Annotated in this window: 12 protein-coding genes; 6 read left to right on the top strand and 6 right to left on the bottom strand. The window is 43.7% G+C overall.

Annotated features, from left to right (window positions below):
• Nucleotides 1–15 precede the first annotated feature (15 nt).
• The 3 genes from MN210_RS08005 to MN210_RS07995 are packed head-to-tail and all read left to right on the top strand — an operon-like array spanning nt 16 to nt 4453.
• Nucleotides 16–1422 (top strand): YjiH family protein, encoded by a 1407-nt coding sequence (locus MN210_RS08005; protein WP_338412016.1) that lies wholly within the window; start codon nt 16–18, stop codon nt 1420–1422.
• Nucleotides 1423–1460: 38 nt separating this feature from the next.
• Nucleotides 1461–2963, top strand: coding sequence for an aldehyde dehydrogenase family protein (locus tag MN210_RS08000; RefSeq protein WP_338412015.1), 1503 nt, complete (start codon nt 1461–1463; stop codon nt 2961–2963).
• Between the two features lie 50 nt (nt 2964–3013).
• Entirely contained in the window at nt 3014–4453 is a 1440-nt protein-coding gene (locus MN210_RS07995) for an APC family permease (protein ID WP_110816702.1), read from the top strand.
• A 98-nt stretch (nt 4454–4551) separates the two neighbouring features.
• On the opposite strand, the gene MN210_RS07990 is transcribed toward MN210_RS07995, so the two are convergent.
• The 5 genes from MN210_RS07990 to MN210_RS07970 all read right to left on the bottom strand — a co-directional run bounded on the left by MN210_RS07990 (nt 4552) and on the right by MN210_RS07970 (nt 10543).
• Nucleotides 4552–5568, bottom strand: a complete 1017-nt coding sequence (locus tag MN210_RS07990; RefSeq protein WP_275552322.1) for a peptide ABC transporter ATP-binding protein — start codon at nt 5566–5568, stop codon at nt 4552–4554.
• Nucleotides 5565–6674, bottom strand: coding sequence for an oligopeptide/dipeptide ABC transporter ATP-binding protein (locus tag MN210_RS07985; RefSeq protein ID WP_011960751.1), 1110 nt, complete (start codon nt 6672–6674; stop codon nt 5565–5567). Before MN210_RS07985 ends, MN210_RS07990 begins: the two co-directional genes overlap by 4 nt.
• Entirely contained in the window at nt 6674–7585 is a 912-nt protein-coding gene (locus MN210_RS07980) for an ABC transporter permease (protein WP_338412014.1), read from the bottom strand. The genes MN210_RS07985 and MN210_RS07980 overlap by 1 nt, the downstream gene beginning before the upstream one ends.
• Nucleotides 7586–7681: 96 nt before the next feature.
• Nucleotides 7682–8698: an ABC transporter permease gene (locus MN210_RS07975; protein WP_011960749.1), complete on the bottom strand. Its 1017-nt coding sequence runs from the start codon at nt 8696–8698 to the stop codon at nt 7682–7684.
• Between the two features lie 210 nt (nt 8699–8908).
• On the bottom strand, nt 8909–10543 hold the full coding sequence (locus MN210_RS07970; protein ID WP_338412013.1) for an ABC transporter substrate-binding protein: 1635 nt from the start codon (nt 10541–10543) through the stop codon (nt 8909–8911).
• Nucleotides 10544–11254: 711 nt separating this feature from the next.
• Between MN210_RS07970 and MN210_RS07965 the strand changes: the two genes are divergently transcribed.
• The 3 genes from MN210_RS07965 (at nt 11255) to MN210_RS07955 (ending at nt 16042) form a co-directional block, all read left to right on the top strand.
• Nucleotides 11255–13804, top strand: a complete 2550-nt coding sequence (locus tag MN210_RS07965; protein WP_338412012.1) for a TonB-dependent siderophore receptor — start codon at nt 11255–11257, stop codon at nt 13802–13804.
• A gap of 197 nt (nt 13805–14001) precedes the next feature.
• Entirely contained in the window at nt 14002–14781 is a 780-nt protein-coding gene (locus MN210_RS07960) for a Fe2+-dependent dioxygenase (RefSeq protein WP_241878166.1), read from the top strand.
• Nucleotides 14782–14821: 40 nt separating this feature from the next.
• Nucleotides 14822–16042 (top strand): alpha-hydroxy acid oxidase, encoded by a 1221-nt coding sequence (locus MN210_RS07955; protein ID WP_241878165.1) that lies wholly within the window; start codon nt 14822–14824, stop codon nt 16040–16042.
• A 227-nt stretch (nt 16043–16269) separates the two neighbouring features.
• Here MN210_RS07955 and MN210_RS07950 read toward each other — a convergent pair whose 3' ends face one another.
• Nucleotides 16270–18549: a nitric-oxide reductase large subunit gene (locus tag MN210_RS07950; protein ID WP_338412011.1), complete on the bottom strand. Its 2280-nt coding sequence runs from the start codon at nt 18547–18549 to the stop codon at nt 16270–16272.
• Nucleotides 18550–18940: the final 391 nt, after the last annotated feature.

Below are 18940 nucleotides of genomic sequence, written 5' to 3'. Positions count from 1 at the left end.
TCAAGGAGGATAGTTATGAAGAAATATATAGAAAAATCCCAAATGCCAGTGTTAGGCAATGAAGGTATTGATTCGATTACTCCCAAGAATGAGCAATGGAAAGCTGCTCTATGGAAGTTCTTAATCTTTTCAGCAATTGGTATTGCGTTATTTATTATTCCTTTTCAATGGGATGGTAAAGTTACAATTTTACTAGGTGTCATGACCGACACATTACAGGCACTTCTAGGCTCGTCAGTTGTATACATTGCCTTAGCTATTGTTACAGTATCTTTTCTAGGCGCTTTAGGAGTTAAACTACTAAAACCTAAAATTACTGAAGACTCGCTAATTACCAAGTTTTTTGATGTCGATTGGTTTTGGTTGACTATCCGTCTTTTAGGAATGGTATTTGTATGGATGATTTATCTTCAAGTAGGTCCTGAGTTTATTATAAGTCGAAATACAGGGGGAGTTATTTTTGAAGATTTAATACCTATTCTAATACCTCTGTTTATTTTTGCTATTTTATCATTACCATTTTTAACAGACTTTGGCTTAATGGAGTTCTTAGGGACTTTATCAAGTAAAATATTTGTTAAACTCTTTAACTTACCTGGGAGAGCTGCTGTTGATGCGATGTCTTCTTGGTTTGGTGCAGCTTCAATTGGCTTACTAGTTACTATGCAGCAGTATGATAAGAGCTTCTATAGTCAGCGAGAGGCAGCCATTATAGCCACGACGTTTTCTGTAACTTCAATTGCCTTCACATACGTAGTGGCTAAAACAATTGGTGTTGATAATAACTTCGTTTTCTTCTATTTAACAATTGCCTTAACTGGTTTTATTGCAGCTATTATTATGCCACGTTTGCCTCCTTTATCTACTAAACCCGATACCTACCACTCAGGTAGTAGTATGCTAGATGAAGAAATACCAAGTAATTATACAACCTATCAGTGGGCAGTAAACCGTGCGGTTACTCGCGCACATTGTATGCCAAGCTTGAGTACAGTCTTTAAACAAAGTTTAGGCAACGTATTCGATATCTACTTTGGCCTGATTCCTGTTATTTTTGTAATCGGTACTATTGGTTTAGGTTTGGCCGAATATACCTCAGTTTTTAATTGGCTAGCAACCCCCTTAGTGCCAATACTTGAGATGTTACATATTCCTGAAGCAGCCAAAGCTGCACCAGCAATGGTTATGGGCTTTGCCGATATGTATCTTCCAGCTCTAGTGGGGAAAAGTATTGAGAGTGAAATGACACGCTTTATTGTGGGAGCAGCATCTATTACCCAGATTATTTATATGTCAGAGGTTGGTGCTCTAATTATTAAGTCAAATATTAAATTAAATGTTTTAGAGCTGTTTGTTATTTTTATGATTCGCACTTTGATTAGTTTGGTAGTGATAACTGCTGCTGCACATCTACTATATTAAAAATTTATGAAAACTAATTTAGTAAGGTAATTACTTCTATGGAAATGACAAAGCAAGATTTTTTGGCTGTACTAAATAATGAAATTAAATTAAATCATGCATTTATTGATGGTTTATGGTGTGATATTGAATCGGATATGGAACATTCGTTAATTGATCCCAGCATAGGACAAGTGATTGCCACCACAAAACTATGTTTAACTAAGCATGTAGATAGTGCTGCCAATGCAGCAAAAGCAGCTTTTGTAGGCTGGTCACAAACGACTAGACAGCAACGTGCAGACTATTTAAATGCTATTGCAAGTGCAATGAGTGCAAGATTTGATACTTTGGTGGGCTTGTCTGTCCTAAATAATGGCAAGCCGATAGAAGAGGCAAAGATTGATGTGTCTGATGCGATTGCTTGTTATCAATACTATGCTGACTTAATTTCACAGCAGCCACAGCGTACCCAAGTGACTACTAAAGAAGAGGGAGTCAAGTTATACAAGGTGCTAGAACCTGTTGGTGTTTGTGCGCTGATAGTTCCTTGGAATTTTCCAATGGTGACAACAGCATGGAAACTGGCACCCGCACTGGCGGCAGGATGTACCGTAATATTGAAGCCATCAGAAATAACACTTATTCCAGAGCTGGTCTTAGGTGATATCTTAATCGAAATTGGTTTGCCAAAAGGAGTTGTAAATATCCTACCAGGTGCGGCTGAAGTGGGTACGGCAATGACTATGCATCCTTTGGTAGATAAGGTATCTTTTACGGGCAGTAATGCTGTGGGTGAAAAAGTCATGAGACAAGCATCATCGAGTATAAAAGATATCAGCCTCGAGCTAGGTGGTAAATCAGCTATCATTGTTTGTGAAGACGCTGATATTAATAGCGCTTGCGATATTATTATTGCTGGTATTTTCTTTAATGCAGGTCAAATCTGTTCTGCAACTTCAAGGCTTTTAGTGCATAAAAATATCGCAGACGACTTATATCAGATACTGCGAAAGAAAACTCAAGAGCTGGTAGTTGGTGATGGCTTTGATTCAGATACCATTATGGGACCTTTAGTAAGTGAGCAGCAGTTAAAACAGGTTCAGCAGTATTTTGGTATTGCAAAGCAAGAAGGCTTGAGCTGCTTAACTGGCGGGAAACTAATGAGAGCTGATGTTAACAATCTTGAAAATAATAAAGGTTATTTCGTTGAGCCAACTGTATATATGAATGTTCCAAGAAGCAGCCGATTATGGAAAGAAGAGGTTTTCGGACCAGTGTTAGTCACGCATGAGTTTAGTACTGATCAAGAAGCGATTATCTTAGCTAATGACAGTAAATACGCATTAGCAGCAACGGTTGTTAGTAGAAATGAGTCTCATGCGATGGAGATGGCATTACAAATTAAAGCCGGTCATATCTGGATTAATGAAATACAAATTGTACTGCCTGAAGCAGGATGGGGTGGATTTAAGCAGAGCGGTATTGGACGTGAACTGGGTGAGGATGGTTTAGCTGCTTATCAACTGAGTAAGCATATCTTATTGACGGGTAGTGAGTAAGTATAGCTATACCTTTATTATAGTGAAGATCAGATAATCAGGGAGTTGATATGTCTGGATTGAAAAAGTCTTTAGGGCGATTTGATATTATTGCTTTGGCATTCGGTGCCATGGTAGGTTGGGGCTGGGTTGTGTTGGCTGGTGGCTGGGTTATTTCGGCTGGCATCTGGGGCGCAGTGCTGGCCTTTTTAATTGGTGGTCTTGCGGTTATCTTTATTGGCTTTGCTTATGCCGAGCTGGCAGCTTCCATGCCCATCACTGGCGGGGAGCATACTTATACTCATAGGGCGCTTGGGGTGCATGTCTCCTTTATCTGCTCATGGAGTATCTTATTTGGTTATCTGTCGGTAGTGGCCTTTGAAGCGGTTGCCTTGCCAACCGTTATTGAATACCTCATTCCAAATTTTAACCAAGGTTTGTTATGGAATGTGGCCGGCTGGGATGTCTATGCCTCATGGGCAGCCGTGGGTATGTTGGGCTCTATATTGGTAACATGGCTAAATATCCGCGGTATGGAAGTCAGTGCTTGGTTCCAAAAACTTGCCGTAGGCGGCATCTTATTTGTGGGTACTTTATTAATATTAGGCGCCATTTTATATAGTCCTGCTGAATCTACTGCGGTACAGGCACCAGCCTTTATTGGTGGTATAGGTGGTATTATGGCGGTTATTGTCATGGTGCCTTTTATGTTCGTCGGCTTTGACGTTATTCCTCAGGCAGCAGAAGAGATTGATTTAACTCGGCCCAAAATTGGCATATTTTTATTGGTATCTTTGGTAGTTGCCGTGGCTTGGTACGCTGGCGTGGCTTGGAGTGTGGGTAAAACATTGCCTTTAATCGAAGCGCAAAACTCAACGCTTGCCACAGCCGATGCCATGACCAATGCTTGGGGCGGAAAATGGGCTGGTGTCTTACTGGTCATGGGCGGTGTATTGGGTATTTTATCCAGTTGGAACGCCTTCTTAGTGGGTGGCAGCCGGTTACTATTTGCCATGGCAAAATCACACATGCTACCAAGCTTTTTAGCCAAGCTGCATCCCAAGTATAATACCCCGGTAAATGCTATCTTACTCATCGGTGGTCTAGCAACCTTTGCTCCTTTATTCGGCCGTAAAATGTTGGTTTGGATCGTGGATGCTGGCGGTTTTGGTATTGTGATTGCCTATACCTGCGTTGCCATCTCCTTCTTAGTATTGCGTTATCGCGAGCCTAATATGGTAAGACCTTTTAGAGTACCTGCGGGCAAATTGGTGGGTCTGATTACTATCGTATTAAGCTTGGGGCTATTATTCTTATACTTACCCGGTATGCCTTCTGCCTTGACTGGTGTTGAATGGGTCATCTTCCTAGGCTGGACGTTATTTGGTATCTTATTGTACTTATACTCGATGTCAAAAAATCCTGGCAAGAGTAAAGCCTATATGGATGCTGAAATCGTTGCTGTAAAAGAGATGAATATTCAGTGGTTAAAAGATAACAAACTCATTTAGCTTCTCGTAAAATCCAATGCTTTTAACACAATACTAAAAAGCTCTGTCAAATTGACAGAGCTTTTTTTATAAAAAATCCGAAGTCAATGGCTGATGGTCTAGCCATAAATCTCCTCTAAACGGATACAAGACACCAAGCGTCCTCTCCATTCACGCAGCTCAGGCTCTACTTGGCTACATTGGGCTGTGGCGTAAGGGCAGCGCTTGTGGAGGGCACAGCCTGAAGGTGGGTTTAGAGGGCTGGGCAGCTCACCTTGTAATTTAAGCTCTTTTTTGGCTTCACCGATACTCGGCGCCGCCGATAATAAAGCAATGGTATAAGGGTGCTGGGGATCATTATAAATGGCTTCTTTGGGGCCGTGCTCGACCACTTTACCTAAATACATCACCATCAAGTCGTCGGCGACATGGCGGACCACAGATAAGTCATGTGAGATAAACACATAGGCGGTCTGATACTCATCTTGCAAATCCATAAACAGGTTTAATACCTGCGCTTGAATAGAGACATCTAGTGCTGAGGTGGGCTCATCGGCCACCACAATCTTTGGATTGAGCATCATCGCCCGTGCCAGAGCAATACGTTGACGCTGGCCACCTGAGAACATATGCGGATAGCGGCCGGCGTGCTCAGGACGCAGCCCCACAAGACGCATCATTTGGTGGACCCGCTCTTTTTTCTCGCTAGCAGACAATTTGGTATGAATATCCAGCGGTTCGGTTAGCTGATAGCCAATGGTATGGCGAGGGTTTAAGCTGCCATAAGGGTTTTGGAACACCATCTGGATTTCGGTACGAAGCTGTTTTAGCTCGCGGCGACTATAACGGGTGGTGCCCTCACCATTGATGTATAGCTCACCTTCAGTGGGCTGCTCAATTAGGGTCAATTGTCGGGCAAGGGTTGATTTGCCGCAGCCAGATTCACCCACCACGGCCAAGGTTTTGCCGGCCTGCAGCTCAAAGGAGATACCATTTAAGGCCTTGACATAACCCTTGGGTTTCCCAATACCTTGCGAGACTGGATAGTGCTTGTGCAGGTTGTCGGCTTTCAGTACTACTTTGGCTTGGGTATTCAAGCTTGCCGTAGTAGCGGTGGAAGTTGCATCAGTCATCATAGTGCGCTCCCCATTGATTCAGAAGAGGGGTTTGAAAAACGGGTAGAGGTACGGGCTGGAAAATCCGTCTGTATGCATCGAACCAGACCATTGGGGGTCGGTAGGATAGGCGGCGGCACATCGCACTTGTCTTGCTTATAAGGGCAGCGCGGTGAGAGCAAACAGCCTTTGGGACGGTCATATTGACTGGGTACCACACCCGGTAAGCTGTTTAAACGCTCTTGGCCTATGGCAAGCTCAGGAATGGCTTGTAAAAGCGCCTCAGTATAAGGGTGTGAGGGTTGTTCAAATATCTCAGGTACCCTGTTGGTCTCTACCATTTGACCGGCATACATAACCGCCACGTCGCGGGCATTTTGTGCCACCAGTCCTAGGTCATGAGTGATTAACACCATAGCCATCTGCTTTTCACGTTGTAGTCGGGCGAGCAGGTCCATGATTTGCGCCTGTACGGTCACATCTAGTGCGGTAGTAGGCTCATCGGCGATCAATAGCTTAGGCTCACAAGCCAGTGCCATAGCAATCATTATGCGCTGACTCATACCGCCTGATAATTGGTGCGGATATACCGATAGTCTGTTTTTGGCATCAGGAATTTCAACCAACTCTAACAGCTCTAAAATACGCTGACGGGCAGCGTCACCTTTGAGGCCTAAATGGGTTTTTAATACTTCTGCCAATTGATATTCAACCGTGAAGCTGGGGTTTAGGCAAGACATGGCATTTTGGAAAATCATGGAGATGTCTTTACCAATAATTTTGCGCCGCTCACGTCCTGATAAGCTCAGCATGTGCTGGCCATCGAAGTCCATTTTGTTGGCAGCCACAGTGGCACTTGAAGGCAATAAGCCCATTAAAGCCATCATGGTTACTGATTTACCAGAGCCAGATTCACCGACGACGGCCAATACCTCACCTTGTCTTAACTGCAGTGATACATCATCAACGGCACGAAAAGCGCGCGCGCCTTTACCAAAGGTGACAGATAAGTTTTCAATATCCAAAAGCAGCGGTGCAGCGTGTTGGCCAGTGGCCTCATTTTGGGTGTTCACAAGGTGATCAGAGCTAAGCGTTGAGGCGGCAGGATTAGAATTTAAAGTTGTCATTAGCTCACCTGCTTTAGTTTAGGATCAAGAGCATCACGTAGCCCATCTCCGGTTAAGTTAATAGATAAAGCGGCTAAGAAAATAGCCAAACCGGGCCAAATGGCAAGCCACACATTGCTTTGAATGTATTGACGAGCGGTACCCAGCATTGCACCCCATTCTGCGTCTGGCGGCTGTACGCCAAAGCCCAAAAATCCAATTGCGCCAGCTTCTAAAATGGCTGAGGAGAATATCATGGTGGCCTGCACAATAAGCGGCGCCATACAATTAGGCAAAATCGTGATAAATAATAGCCTAAGTACACCAGCGCCCATCACCTTAGAGGCTGTGAAGTATTCTCGTTGCAATTCGACCATGGCAGTGGCTCGGGTCAAACGAATAAAAGGTGGGGTACACACCAAGGCAATGGTGATGATGGTATTGGTCATGTTTGGACCTAAAATGGCCGCAATGATAATGGCCAATAATAAGCTTGGATACGACATCAAAATATCGTTAACAAGCATCACAGCCTTACCCCAAACTTTGGGCCAAAAGGCGGCGCTAAGGCCTAGGCTGATGCCAGTAATCATGGCCAAAGTTGTGGCACTTAGACCGATAAATAATGAATAGCGAGCGCCATACATCACCCGAGACAAGGTATCACGGCCGGCATCATCGGTGCCTAAAAAGAACATGGCATCGCCGCCACTCATAAACGACGGTGGGAGCTGCTCTTTTCCTGTAAATAGCTCGTAAGGGTCATGTGGTGCAATGCTGGGCGCAAGCAGTGCCACTATGACCATGAGCATTAATACCAGTAGGCCAAGCACGGCGCCTCGGTTGCGACAGAACGTTGCGACAAACAGCCGCCATGAGGAGGGGGGCGCTGCGGCAAGCTCGATATCTTCGGGAAGTACGTTAGTCTTCATTTGGATTTTCCTATTTTTCTAAGGCGATTTGATAATAAAATTTTTTGGTTATATAGGACGAATAAGCTCATAAATAATGGCTGCATAACAGATAGCCTATGAGGTATGTCTGATACGGGGATTGATTAGCCCGTATAAGATATCGACCAATAGACTGACCAAGATCAGAGCCGTCGCGACCAATAAAATGCCATTTTGAACAATAGGGTAGTCCCGCGTGAAAAACCCATCGAGAAGCCAGTTGCCGACACCTGGCCAGCTGAAGATAGTTTCGGTAATGATTGCACCGGCTAATAAGGTGGCCATTTGTAGTCCGACTACAGTAACCACAGTAATGAGTGCGTTGCGCATAACATGAATTAAAATAACCCGCTTAGGTGATAACCCTTTAGCTCGGGCAGTACGCACATAGTCCTCATCCAACACCTCAAGCATGGCAGAGCGGGTCATCCGTGCAATCATTGCCAAAGGAATGGTAGATAGCGCAATAGAGGGTAAAATAAAGTGCTTCACTACGTTCCAAAAAGCGCCAGGTATCCCTGAAGTTAAGGAGCCGAGTAGCCAAGAGCCATATAAGGGTTTTACGTCCAAAAACTGAGCAACAGAGATGACACCAGACACCGGTAATAGACCCAAATAGTGAGCAAAGATACCGGTTAAAATAGGGCCCAGTAAGTAAATGGGCATAGAGTAGCCGGCTAGGGCGCCGGACATCAGAGTATAATCCAGCCAACTGCCACGCTTTAAGGCGGCTAATATGCCAAGGCTAACGCCGACAATGCTGGCGATAGTAATGGCACAAAGCGCCAGCTCTAACGTGGGCACGAAGTGGGCGAAGAAGTCTTGTAAAACTGGGGTTCGGGTACGAAAAGAAGCCCCAAAGTCACCTTGTAAAATATTGGTTATATAATCCCAATATTGTACAGGCAAGGGCTTATCTAGGCCTAAGCGGGCAAGTGCTTGGGCGTGCATTTGCGGATCGACCATACGCTCCCCCATCATAATCTCTACCGCATCGCCAGGGACGAGTCGAATGAGGGTGAAGGTGGAGAGGGTCAGACCAATATACACAGGGATAAGAATCGAAATTCGACGAAGAATATACAGTAGCATGGGCGCGCTCGATTTTTTAAAACAAAGAGTTTGCTATAACACTAGGATGAAAGGAGATGGCTGAGTCTGAAGTATCAAATAGGGCATCTAATACTAAGTTCAGAGTTGGCTATCCTCAAAATCAAAAAAGGCTGGAACAGAGAGGTTTCTGAACCAGCCGTCTTACCTAAATTATAGAGTTAGGTTGTTTACTGGTATGGAGTAAATCGATTATTCGACATCCACACCATCAAAACGAATTGAGCCTAAAGGACTGATTTTATAATCCTTCACATCCGGTGTGGTTAACACCGTTACTACTGAGTTGGCCACTGTGGTCCAGGGTAGATCTTGTTTGAAAATCTCCTGAGCTTGTTTGTAATTAGCAATGCGCTCTTCTTGGTTGGTGTTAGAGCGGGCATCCATAATCAGCTTATCAAAGTCTTTGTTACACCAGCGGGCATAGTTATTGCCATTGACGGCATCACAAGATAATAAGACGCCCAACCAGTTATCAGGGTCACCATTGTCGCCCGTCCAGCCAGCTAGGATAATGTCGTGTTCCCCTTTGTTGGCACGCTTTAAGTACTCGCCCCATTCAAAGGTTTTTAAATTGGCTTTGACCCCAATTTTTGCCCAGTCAGCTTGAAGCATTTCGGCCATCAGCTTAGCGTTGGGGTTATAAGGACGTTGAACAGGCATATACCACAGATCAATATCAAAGCCTTTAACACCTGCTTCTGCCATTAATGCTTTGGCTTTTTCGGTGTCATAAGGGGCATCTTTTAGCTGATCGTTAAAGCCCCACTGAGTAGGTGGCATAGGATTGGCTGTTTTTACGCCAGCACCTTGATAAACAGCATCGATTAGTGCGTCTTTATTGATTGCCATATCAAGCGCCGCACGTACTTTAGGATCTTTTAGCTCAGGTCGCTCTGTGTTATAGGCAATATAACCTACGTTAAAGCCTGGCTCTTCTAGTACTTTTGCTTTACCTGAGGCTTTAGCAGACTCAACCTCAGAGGGGTTGGCATAGGCGGAAACATGACACTCACCCGCTTGTACTTTTTGAGCACGTACGGCTGAATCTTTGGTGATAACGAAAACTAGGTTATCAATGTGAATGTCGTCTTTATTCCAATAATCTGGGTTTTTGGTATAGCGAATTTGTGAGTCTTTTTGGTATGAATTGAAGATAAACGGACCGGTGCCCACAGGTTTGGTATTTAAGTCAGCTGCTTTACCTGCATCCATTAAAGACTGCGCATATTCAGCAGAGTCAATATAAGCAAACGGCATGGCAAGGTTTTGTAAGAAAGGCGCGTTCACTTCTTTTAAGGTGATTTTTACCGTGTAGTCGTCAATTTTTTCGATATTGGCAATGTTATCAGGAAGGCCCATGTCGACTGAATAAGGAAATTCAGCTGGGTATGCTTTATTAAATTCAAAATTAGGGTCAGTCAGACGCTTTAGGGTAAATACCACATCGTCAGCATTGAAGTCACGGGTAGGGGTGAAGAAGTCAGTCTTACCAAATTTAACCCCTTTACGTAGATGTAGGGTGTAGGTTTTTCCGTCTTCACTGATGTCCCATTTTTCTGCTAGAGCAGGTTGAATCTCTGTTTCACCACGTTTGAATTCAACCAAGCCATTGTAGATAGGATAGGCGCTGGCATCAAAATCGGTGCCGGCAGTATATTGAGCAGGGTCGAAGCCTGCAGGGCTACCCTCAGAGCAGTAGATTAAAGTCTTGCCGCCTTCAGCAGCACCGGCAGATGAGGCCGCTTTATCACCACCACCGCCACAAGCGGTGATACCAATGGTTGCTGCGGCTAATAGGCTAAGCTTAAAAATAGGGTATTTCATAAAAACTTCCTGTGTCGCTAGTTGACTGAATCTCGCGGAGGGTTTATCGAGTCATTCAGCCCAAGCCCGACAGGCTGTCTTTGGGTGCCGCTCAAATCCGTTTATGCAGTCAATTAGTAAGATTGTTGTCTAAAATGGGTCATTAATATAATTACCAACCCTGGTATATTGGCCAGAACGGCCACCCTAAAAAATACGATTTTAACCTACCTGTATGCCCCACTTAACAAATGTATGTTGGGTAAATAAGGTCTCTTAAATATCGAGTATTACGAATATACTATGTAAATACTAAGTTACGCAAGGTATCAAATAGGTAAATATTTTAAACGGTGAGTTCACACTATGGTTTTGAAGCGCTTGAGTGATGGGTTAAGAGCAATAAAAAGGGAGTAATAAGGCTAAATCATTGCATTAATGATAAAAAAATTTAAAAAATACTTGCAAATTAAAAACATATTAATGACAATAATTCCCAAATGATAACGATAATTAACTACAAAAACTAGTTGCAGCCGATTTAGGTAACAAATCTGTTAACTTAAGCACCATTGAGCAAGACTCAAACAGGGCTTGATAAACAATGACCTGAGCGGCTGCTTTTTCGTTACTCATTCAATGATGTGGTTTTCGTTTTATAACCCTTTAAGTGGTTGACGTGATAAGCGCATCATGCCGTTAGCCAAACTTTAAAACTTAGGACTTTAACTTATGCATGATAACCAGTGTGACCGATTAATCATTAATACCAAGACAAAGACAGCCAATAATGCTGTCTTGTGTGCAGCAAAAAAACCTTCTGCAGTTGTTAGTACTCGGAAAAACAGTTTATCTAAATTATTACTTATGGCTTCTGCTGTACCTCTGTCCTCTATGGCTCTGGCAGCAGAGCAATCGAGTACTCAAGCAGACTCACAAACAGAATTGATGAGTACAGTTAGTCCTAATAAGCCTAATTCAGAGCCGCATATCACTTTAGATGCCATCACCGTTAAAGCCTCGCATCCTGCTGAATTCAAAACCGATAAGTTACAAAACCAAAAGTACACTCGGCCGTTAGTCGAGGTACCACAAACGGTAACTGTACTGGGTGATCGTTTAATTGAAGAACAAAAAGCAGGCAGTTTAATCGATGCGCTGCGTAATACTCCAGGTATTACGATGCAAATGGGCGAAAATGCCAATAGTACTGAGGGTGATGCGATTAGTATGCGCGGCTTTTCAGGCAACAGCTTGTTTTTGGTAGATGGCGTGCGTCAAGTAGGCGCGGTTAATCGCGATACATTTAATGTTGAGTCTATCGAGGTGACCAAGGGGCTGGCAGGTGCTGAAATTGGCCGTGGTGCAACCGGCGGGGCCATTAATATCATAACGAAAAAGCCTAAGTCTTATGAGGATTATAAAACAGAAGTCAGCATAGATACCGAAGGTAAAACACGGGCTGTGGCTGATCTAAACCGCCCCTTAAATGATGATTTTAACGGTCGATTAAACCTGATGTTTGAAAAGGGTGATGCGGTAAAACGTGATGAAGTGGATGTTAAGCAGTATGGTATTGCACCGAGTATTACTTGGAATAATGGCGGAGCAACCCGAGTCACTGCTAGCGCTGAGATGTTAAGATCTCGTAATACGCCAGAGACAGGTATTCCATCCATAGGAATGGACGGTTACTTTTATGGTCGTACTGATTATACGGTGGATGACTTTGATTTTTCTGAATTTGATTATTCACGGGTAAATGCCTCAACGCCTGAAGAGGTCGTGGCTGAACTGAATGCGGCTAATGCTGCAAGAAATGCAGCACCCAAAGTCAATGACAAAAACTACTACGGAATGAGCAGTGACTTTGAAGATATCGACAGTGATGTCTATAGCGTGTTTGTTGAGCATGACTTTGATGATGACATTCATCTTACCAACACCACGCGATACTCTAAGACGACCATGGATCGTCGCTCGTCAGCACCCTATATTCCCTTTAATACGCCGATTAATATCCGTCGCGGCAGCAATAAACTTGAAGTCTATGACAAGCTGGTTGATTTAAATGTTGATAAAAATGATCCCAGCACTTGGCGAATTAGTGCGATTAGACAAGGGGTAGATAGAGAAAACACCACTTTAGCGAACATGACTAATATTAATATTTTAGACTTTAAAACAGGAGCATTAAGTCATGACATCAGTACTGGGGTGGAGTTTATTAAAGAAGAACAAAAAAATAATGGATTAACGTACTCTTCATTGGCTAATAACTTCCCAAGTCTATATCAACCAAATCCAAGTGAGCCACAGGAGCCGACTGTTTCAAATGGTGTTAAAACCAATGGTGAAACCAAAACAGTAGCGGCTTATTTATTTGATACTATCGCTTTAAATGAGCAGTGGGATGTGATGCTTGGTGGTCGTGTGGATAAATACAAAACAGACTTTGTTACCCGTAGACCCGATGGCAATTCTAGTAAGCTAAAAGATGACGGTACTTTATACAGTTATAAAAGTGCGCTGGTATTTAAACCTACCAAGCAGTCTAGTATTTATGCCAGCTATGGTCGAACCGAAACCCCACCGGGCAGTGAAAACTTCACCTTTGGTACCACTGGTCGCGATGCGGCTAACCCCAATGCCAACCCAATTTTTGACCCTCAAAAAACCAAAAGCTGGGAGATTGGCTCAAAATGGAATGTGCTTAATGAGCGATTATTGCTTGGTTTAGCCTATTATCATACCACTCATGAAGATGAGCTGGCAGAGCTTGATGAAAACCGAAACTATGTACAGTTTGGTGAACGCCAGATTAAAGGTCTTGAGTTTTCAGCGCAGGGTGAGATCACGCCAGATTGGCGGGTAAACTTAGGCATCCAGACTATGGATACAGATATCAAAAAAGGCAGTGTTAGCGGACCAGGTGCAGTGGGTGCGTCTAGCAGATGGTCACCTGAGCTAACGGGTACCTTGTGGACCAGCTATGATTATAATGACAAAATCACCTTAGGCGGCGGTGTGCGTTATGTGGATGAGCAAAAACGTGAAGCAGATCCTAATGTCGATTTAAGTCAGGTTTCAATGCCGGTTATTCCAGATTACTGGGCTGTTGACTTGTTTGCTTCGTATCGCTTTAATGACGCCTTCTCTGCTGACTTAAACATCAACAATGTGTTTGATAAAGACTATTTAGAGTCAGTCAACATCATGGGCTTGAGAGCGAATAAAGGTGAGCCATTAAATGCGATGTTAACGCTGAAGTATCAGTTTTAAGACGCTAGAACCTTTAAGCGAGCTTGTGTAAATCGCAAGCTTAAACCTATAAAGAGCAAGCCACTTTTGATGACCAGCTATTATCAATGATTGCAAATAGCACAAGTGATACGCTGAGATTTAAAAGTGGCTTTTTCGTCTTTAGTAAGTGATATATTCAATAAGTGATTGACACCGCTGTGAATGGGGAGACCACCATGCTACATATTATTGAAAATCTATTAGATACGGCCCAGCTGTCTCAACTTACAAGCATATTGACGCATCAACATGCGCAGTGGCAAGATGGGAAGCTAACCGCTGGTATCAGTGCACAGCAACAAAAAAACAACTGGCAGTTAAGTCGTCAAGATCCAAGCTATCAAGCCATGGCGAACTTATGTCTTGAGGCGTTGCAGCAGCATCCTGTCTTTATGTCTGCAGCTCTTCCAAAAGTTATCATGCCGCCTTTATTTAGTGCCTATCAGCTGGGGCAAGGCTACGGGATGCATGTTGATAACGCACTACAAATACACCCAGATAGTAAGCAGCTAATGCGTACGGATTTATCATTAACTTTGTTTTTGAATAATCCTGCCGATTATGAAGGTGGTGAGCTGATTATTAGTGATGAATATGGTGAGCACAGCATTAAACTTAGTGCTGGAGATGCGGTGCTGTATCCATCGACCAGCTTACACCGGGTTAATACTGTGACTTCAGGTCAGCGATTGGCCATGGTGACTTGGGTACAAAGCTTGGTGCGCAGCGATGAGCAGCGCCAGATATTACATGATTTAGATGTGAGTCATATTTTGTTAAGGCAGAAGCTGTTGGCCACCAGCGACCAAGCACAAAGCACTCAGGCTCAACGTACTCAGGCTCAACGTGGTCAGCTTAGTGAGCAACATAGTACAGATCAGCAGTTAACCCATCAAGCCATTGAAAAGCTCAATCAAAGTTATCACAATCTGCTAAGGTTATGGGCAGAAAGCTAATCTAACAGCGGCTATAAATTCAACAAAGGCAGTATCTGTCATGAGCGCTTATTTTCAGTCTAGTACGCATCAGCAGCCACATAATCATACATATCAGCAGCGCTGGCAGCCATTATGGTCGCAGATTCCAAATGAACTGGTGACTTTGGCAGACTATGAGCATGCTGCACGTCAGCATTTACCGGTACAGATGCAGGCGTTACTGTTTGAGAACAACCTTACTAGTGATAGCAATAAAGACGCTTTAGATCGTTATCATTGGCTGCCTAGAGTATTAAACTCAAAACCGATTGATACCAGTTGCCATTTATATAATCCGCATAGCGCTGTGCCACTCGATATGCATCTTACTCATCCGCTGTGGCTGTCACCGGTTGCACATCAAGGCTTATATCATCCTCAAGCTGAGCTTGAGACAATGCAAGCGGCGCAAGTAATGAACACACCTGTCGTATTAAGCAGCTTTGGCAATACGCCTTTTAATCAATTATTGCCACAAGCTAATGTCGGTGTGGTGCAGTGGTATTGGCAGGCATTGCCATCCGCACAACAGATAACTGTTCAATCAACTGGCGCACTCACCCAAGCACGGCGTGAATACAACTTACAACTGATTGATGAGCTCATCGAGGGCGGCCTGCAGCTGTTGGTGCTGACCGTCGATGCTCCGCATACAGGGGTGCGTGCAGTCAGTCGGCGTTTGGGCGCACAACTGCCTGATTATTGCCAAGCGGTCAATATGCCCAGTTTTTCGCATCATCATTCATCGCTGAATGTCTCGGAAAATAGCTTAACCCATTTATTAGCGCAAGCACCGACGTGGGAGGATATTATGTGGCTGGTTGCTCGCTGCCGAGTACCCGTGATGCTTAAAGGTATCTTGCATCCCAAAGACGCGCAGCTGGCCAAAGACAGTGGTTGTGCCGGTATTATTGCCTCCAATCATGGTAGGCGGGTACTGGCTGATATTATGCCGGTTGCCAGCTGTTTGCCTAAGCTTCGAGAATACGTAGGTGATGATATGATTATCATCGCTGATGGCGGGGTCAGCTCAGGTAGTGATATGGCCAAACTGATAACTCTTGGCGCTGATGCAGTGGGCATAGGACGCGGCTATATTTATGGACTAGCGTTGGCAGGTGCGCTTGGTGTGGCACATGTCAATAAGCTGCTTTTGGAAGAGCTAGAGGTGACGATGGCCATCTTGGGAGTGGGTAGCTTAAGTGAACTAAGACCTGATTTATTATCTTGCATCAATTAGCGTATGCATGAGAGTCGTTAATTGACTGTATCTGTATTTACGGTTTTTAAGTGATTAATTCAGACAAATAAAACGAGTTATCAAAGCTGTTTATTAAATCTGTTTATTTAAGCTATCGGGCACAAAAAAGCCCAGTTATGAAATCAGCCCCATAAGCTGTGTTCAACTTATGGGGCTGAGTGCATGATTCACAGTGCGCTTTGTGATTGGGTGTGTTGATAATGTATTTACTTATTCACAGGACTATTAGGCTGATAGTTGGTATGTGAAGGTTTGGCAAAGGTTAGCTTAACCACCTGCAATGCCACACAGACAGCACCAGTAATAAAGATGACGTCACCAAAGGTGCGGATCCATCTTAGCGTCACTAGGAAATCTTGTTGTAAGAAGCCTTCGCTACGCGCATACCATAGACCTTCGGTGATTGAAGCATGTGCCTGGAAAATACCAATGGGCAGTAAGCTTGTGGCAATCATCAATACCAACCCCAAGTTTAGCAGCCAAAACCCTGTTTTCATCAGCGTATCACTAAAGACATAATCTGGGCGAATATAGCGCATGACTAGTAATACAAAACCGAGTGCTAAGAAGCCATATACCCCAAATAATGCTGCATGTGAGTGAACTGCTGTGGTGTTCAAGCCTTGCAAATAGAATAAAGACACCGGCGGGTTAATCATAAATCCAAAGACACCTGCGCCAAGCATGTTCCAAAAGGCCACTGCCACAAAGCACATAATCGGCCATTTTAGCTTATGCATCCAAGGCGACTTATGCTGCATAGACCAGTGTTCATAGCCTTCATAACCCAGCACGATTAAAGGAACCACTTCTAGCGCACTAAATGAGGCACCAATGGCCATAATTGGGGTTGTGGTACCTGAAAAATATAAATGATGGAAGGTCCCAGGTACACCGCCTAGTAAGAATAATGCTGCAGAAGCGATAGAGGATGCTGTAGCAATTTTTTTGTTCACTAAGCCTAAATTGTAAAAAATAAAGGCCAATGATACTGTGGCGAATACCTCAAAGAAGCCTTCAACCCATAAGTGAACTACCCACCAGCGCCAGTATTCCATGATGGTCAAGTGAGTGTGCTCGCCGTAAGATAAGCCTGAGCCGTAGAATAGACCCACACACACCACGGAGGCGAAGAAGATGGCCAAAAGGTTGTTATCGCCCTTGTTCTTAAAGGCAGGCAAGATGCCGCGAGACATAAGCACCAACCAGATTAAGATGCCCACCCATTTTAGAATCTGCCAAAAACGACCCAAGTCAATAAATTCATAGCCTTGATGGCCAAACCAGAAGTTATATTTGGCGGGCATGATTTCAGCGATGGAGAAGTATTGACTGATAAAAGAGCCCACACAAACAATGATTAATGCCACCCACAGTACATCAACGCCTAGCTTTTGGAACTTAGGATCTTTACCGCCATTAATGATTGGGGTTAAGAATAAACCGGCCATTAAGAAGGCTGTGGCTATCCAAAATAGGGCGGATTGAATATGCCAAGTACGCACTAAAGAGTAGGGGAAGTAGTCAGCTACAGGGATGCCATAGAAGTTTTGACCCTCGACCGTATAATGAGCGACGAAGCCACCGATAAATACTTGGAAAATAAACAAAGCCACTACCAAGAAGCCATATTTTGCCAAGGCTTTTTGAGAAGGGGTGAGTTGAATTTTGGTAAGAGGGTCTGACTCTGGAGTAACCAGCTTAGGCTCAATATGGTCCTCTTTACGTAAGAAGGCCCAGCCCCAAATCAGTAAACCCACGCCAGCAATCAAGAACACCACACTGGCAACTGACCACATTAGGTTCTCTGTGGTGGGTTTGTTGCCAATAATAGGCTCATGTGGCCAGTTATTGGTATAAGTGGCGGTAGTGCCAGGGCGCTCAGCGGAGGCGACCCAAGCGGTCCAAAAGAAGAAATTGGTTAACTTTTCTCGCGCTTCAACACTGGTGATGGTGTTGTTTTTCATAGCAAAGTTTTCACGTGTTTTTTGAAACTCTGGATCATCACCATAGACGCTCATATAATACGGTGCAATATGATTGATGGCCTCAATACGGGTCTTAGAAAGCACCACTGTATTGTGCTCATCTACCGCACTGCTGCGATATTCTTTTTTGACCTGAGCATCTAATATGGCTTTTTGATCTTCTGTGGCCGCATCATAGTCTACTGCGTATAGCTCATTAGACTTAATATTGCGCCAAGCTACCAACTCTCTATGCAGCCAGTCTGCGGTCCAGTCTGGTGCCTGATAAGCCCCATGGCCTAATACTGAGCCCAACTGCTGGCCACCCGTACGCTGCCAAGCAGATTGACCGGCCATGATATCGTCTTTGGTTACTATCGTCTGACCTTGATTGTCCACAAATCTTTCTGGAATGGGGGGTGCAGTGCGATAAATCTCTACACCGCCCCAGCCTAAGAATGAAAAAGTGACAATAAGAATGGCGATTAAACCCCACCAATACTTTTTATATTCGCCCATCTCTTACTCCTGAATATACCTAGATAAATATAAGATTCATTTAAAATGAATTTTTATGGGTAGAGCAACGGATCTGTGTTGACCCCATAAAAACATGCGGATAACGGTGACTAATTAAATAACAAAATCTAAATGGATACCTTTGCGTAACAATTTTTCAAATTATAACATTCATTTAAAATGAATGTTATAAGAAAATTCTATTTTCACCCAAAATTTTTAGATTTCAGTCTCCTCTTTATCTGATAAATGCCACTGTCATGACCAGAGTGGCATTAATAATGTTAGGCGTTAACCAATATTACCTGAGTGTGTTTGAGGGGTTAAAACCTAGTAAAAAATTATTAAGCCAATTTTTCTATTGAATTAAAAGTCGTAATTGAGTAGTATC

The sequence above is a fragment of the Psychrobacter raelei genome (genome assembly GCF_022631235.3).
GTDB classification, from domain to species: domain Bacteria; phylum Pseudomonadota; class Gammaproteobacteria; order Pseudomonadales; family Moraxellaceae; genus Psychrobacter; species Psychrobacter raelei.
The sequence above is the reverse complement of the archived record's forward strand: the minus strand, read 5'-3'. Positions and strand labels throughout refer to the sequence as shown.

Excerpts from the sequence above, each read along its gene's own strand:
- MN210_RS08000 (WP_338412015.1), top strand. The coding sequence starts at position 1,461 with ATGGAAATGACAAAGCAAGATTTTTTGGCTGTACTAAATAATGAAATT.
- MN210_RS07990 (WP_275552322.1), bottom strand. The coding sequence starts at position 5,568 with ATGATGACTGATGCAACTTCCACCGCTACTACGGCAAGCTTGAATACC.
- MN210_RS07970 (WP_338412013.1), bottom strand. The coding sequence starts at position 10,543 with ATGAAATACCCTATTTTTAAGCTTAGCCTATTAGCCGCAGCAACCATT.
- MN210_RS07980 (WP_338412014.1), bottom strand. The coding sequence starts at position 7,585 with ATGAAGACTAACGTACTTCCCGAAGATATCGAGCTTGCCGCAGCGCCC.
- MN210_RS07960 (WP_241878166.1), top strand. The coding sequence starts at position 14,002 with ATGCTACATATTATTGAAAATCTATTAGATACGGCCCAGCTGTCTCAA.
- MN210_RS07955 (WP_241878165.1), top strand. The coding sequence starts at position 14,822 with ATGAGCGCTTATTTTCAGTCTAGTACGCATCAGCAGCCACATAATCAT.
- MN210_RS07995 (WP_110816702.1), top strand. The coding sequence starts at position 3,014 with ATGTCTGGATTGAAAAAGTCTTTAGGGCGATTTGATATTATTGCTTTG.
- MN210_RS07985 (WP_011960751.1), bottom strand. The coding sequence starts at position 6,674 with ATGACAACTTTAAATTCTAATCCTGCCGCCTCAACGCTTAGCTCTGAT.
- MN210_RS08005 (WP_338412016.1), top strand. The coding sequence starts at position 16 with ATGAAGAAATATATAGAAAAATCCCAAATGCCAGTGTTAGGCAATGAA.
- MN210_RS07975 (WP_011960749.1), bottom strand. The coding sequence starts at position 8,698 with ATGCTACTGTATATTCTTCGTCGAATTTCGATTCTTATCCCTGTGTAT.
- MN210_RS07965 (WP_338412012.1), top strand. The coding sequence starts at position 11,255 with ATGCATGATAACCAGTGTGACCGATTAATCATTAATACCAAGACAAAG.
- MN210_RS07950 (WP_338412011.1), bottom strand. The coding sequence starts at position 18,549 with ATGGGCGAATATAAAAAGTATTGGTGGGGTTTAATCGCCATTCTTATT.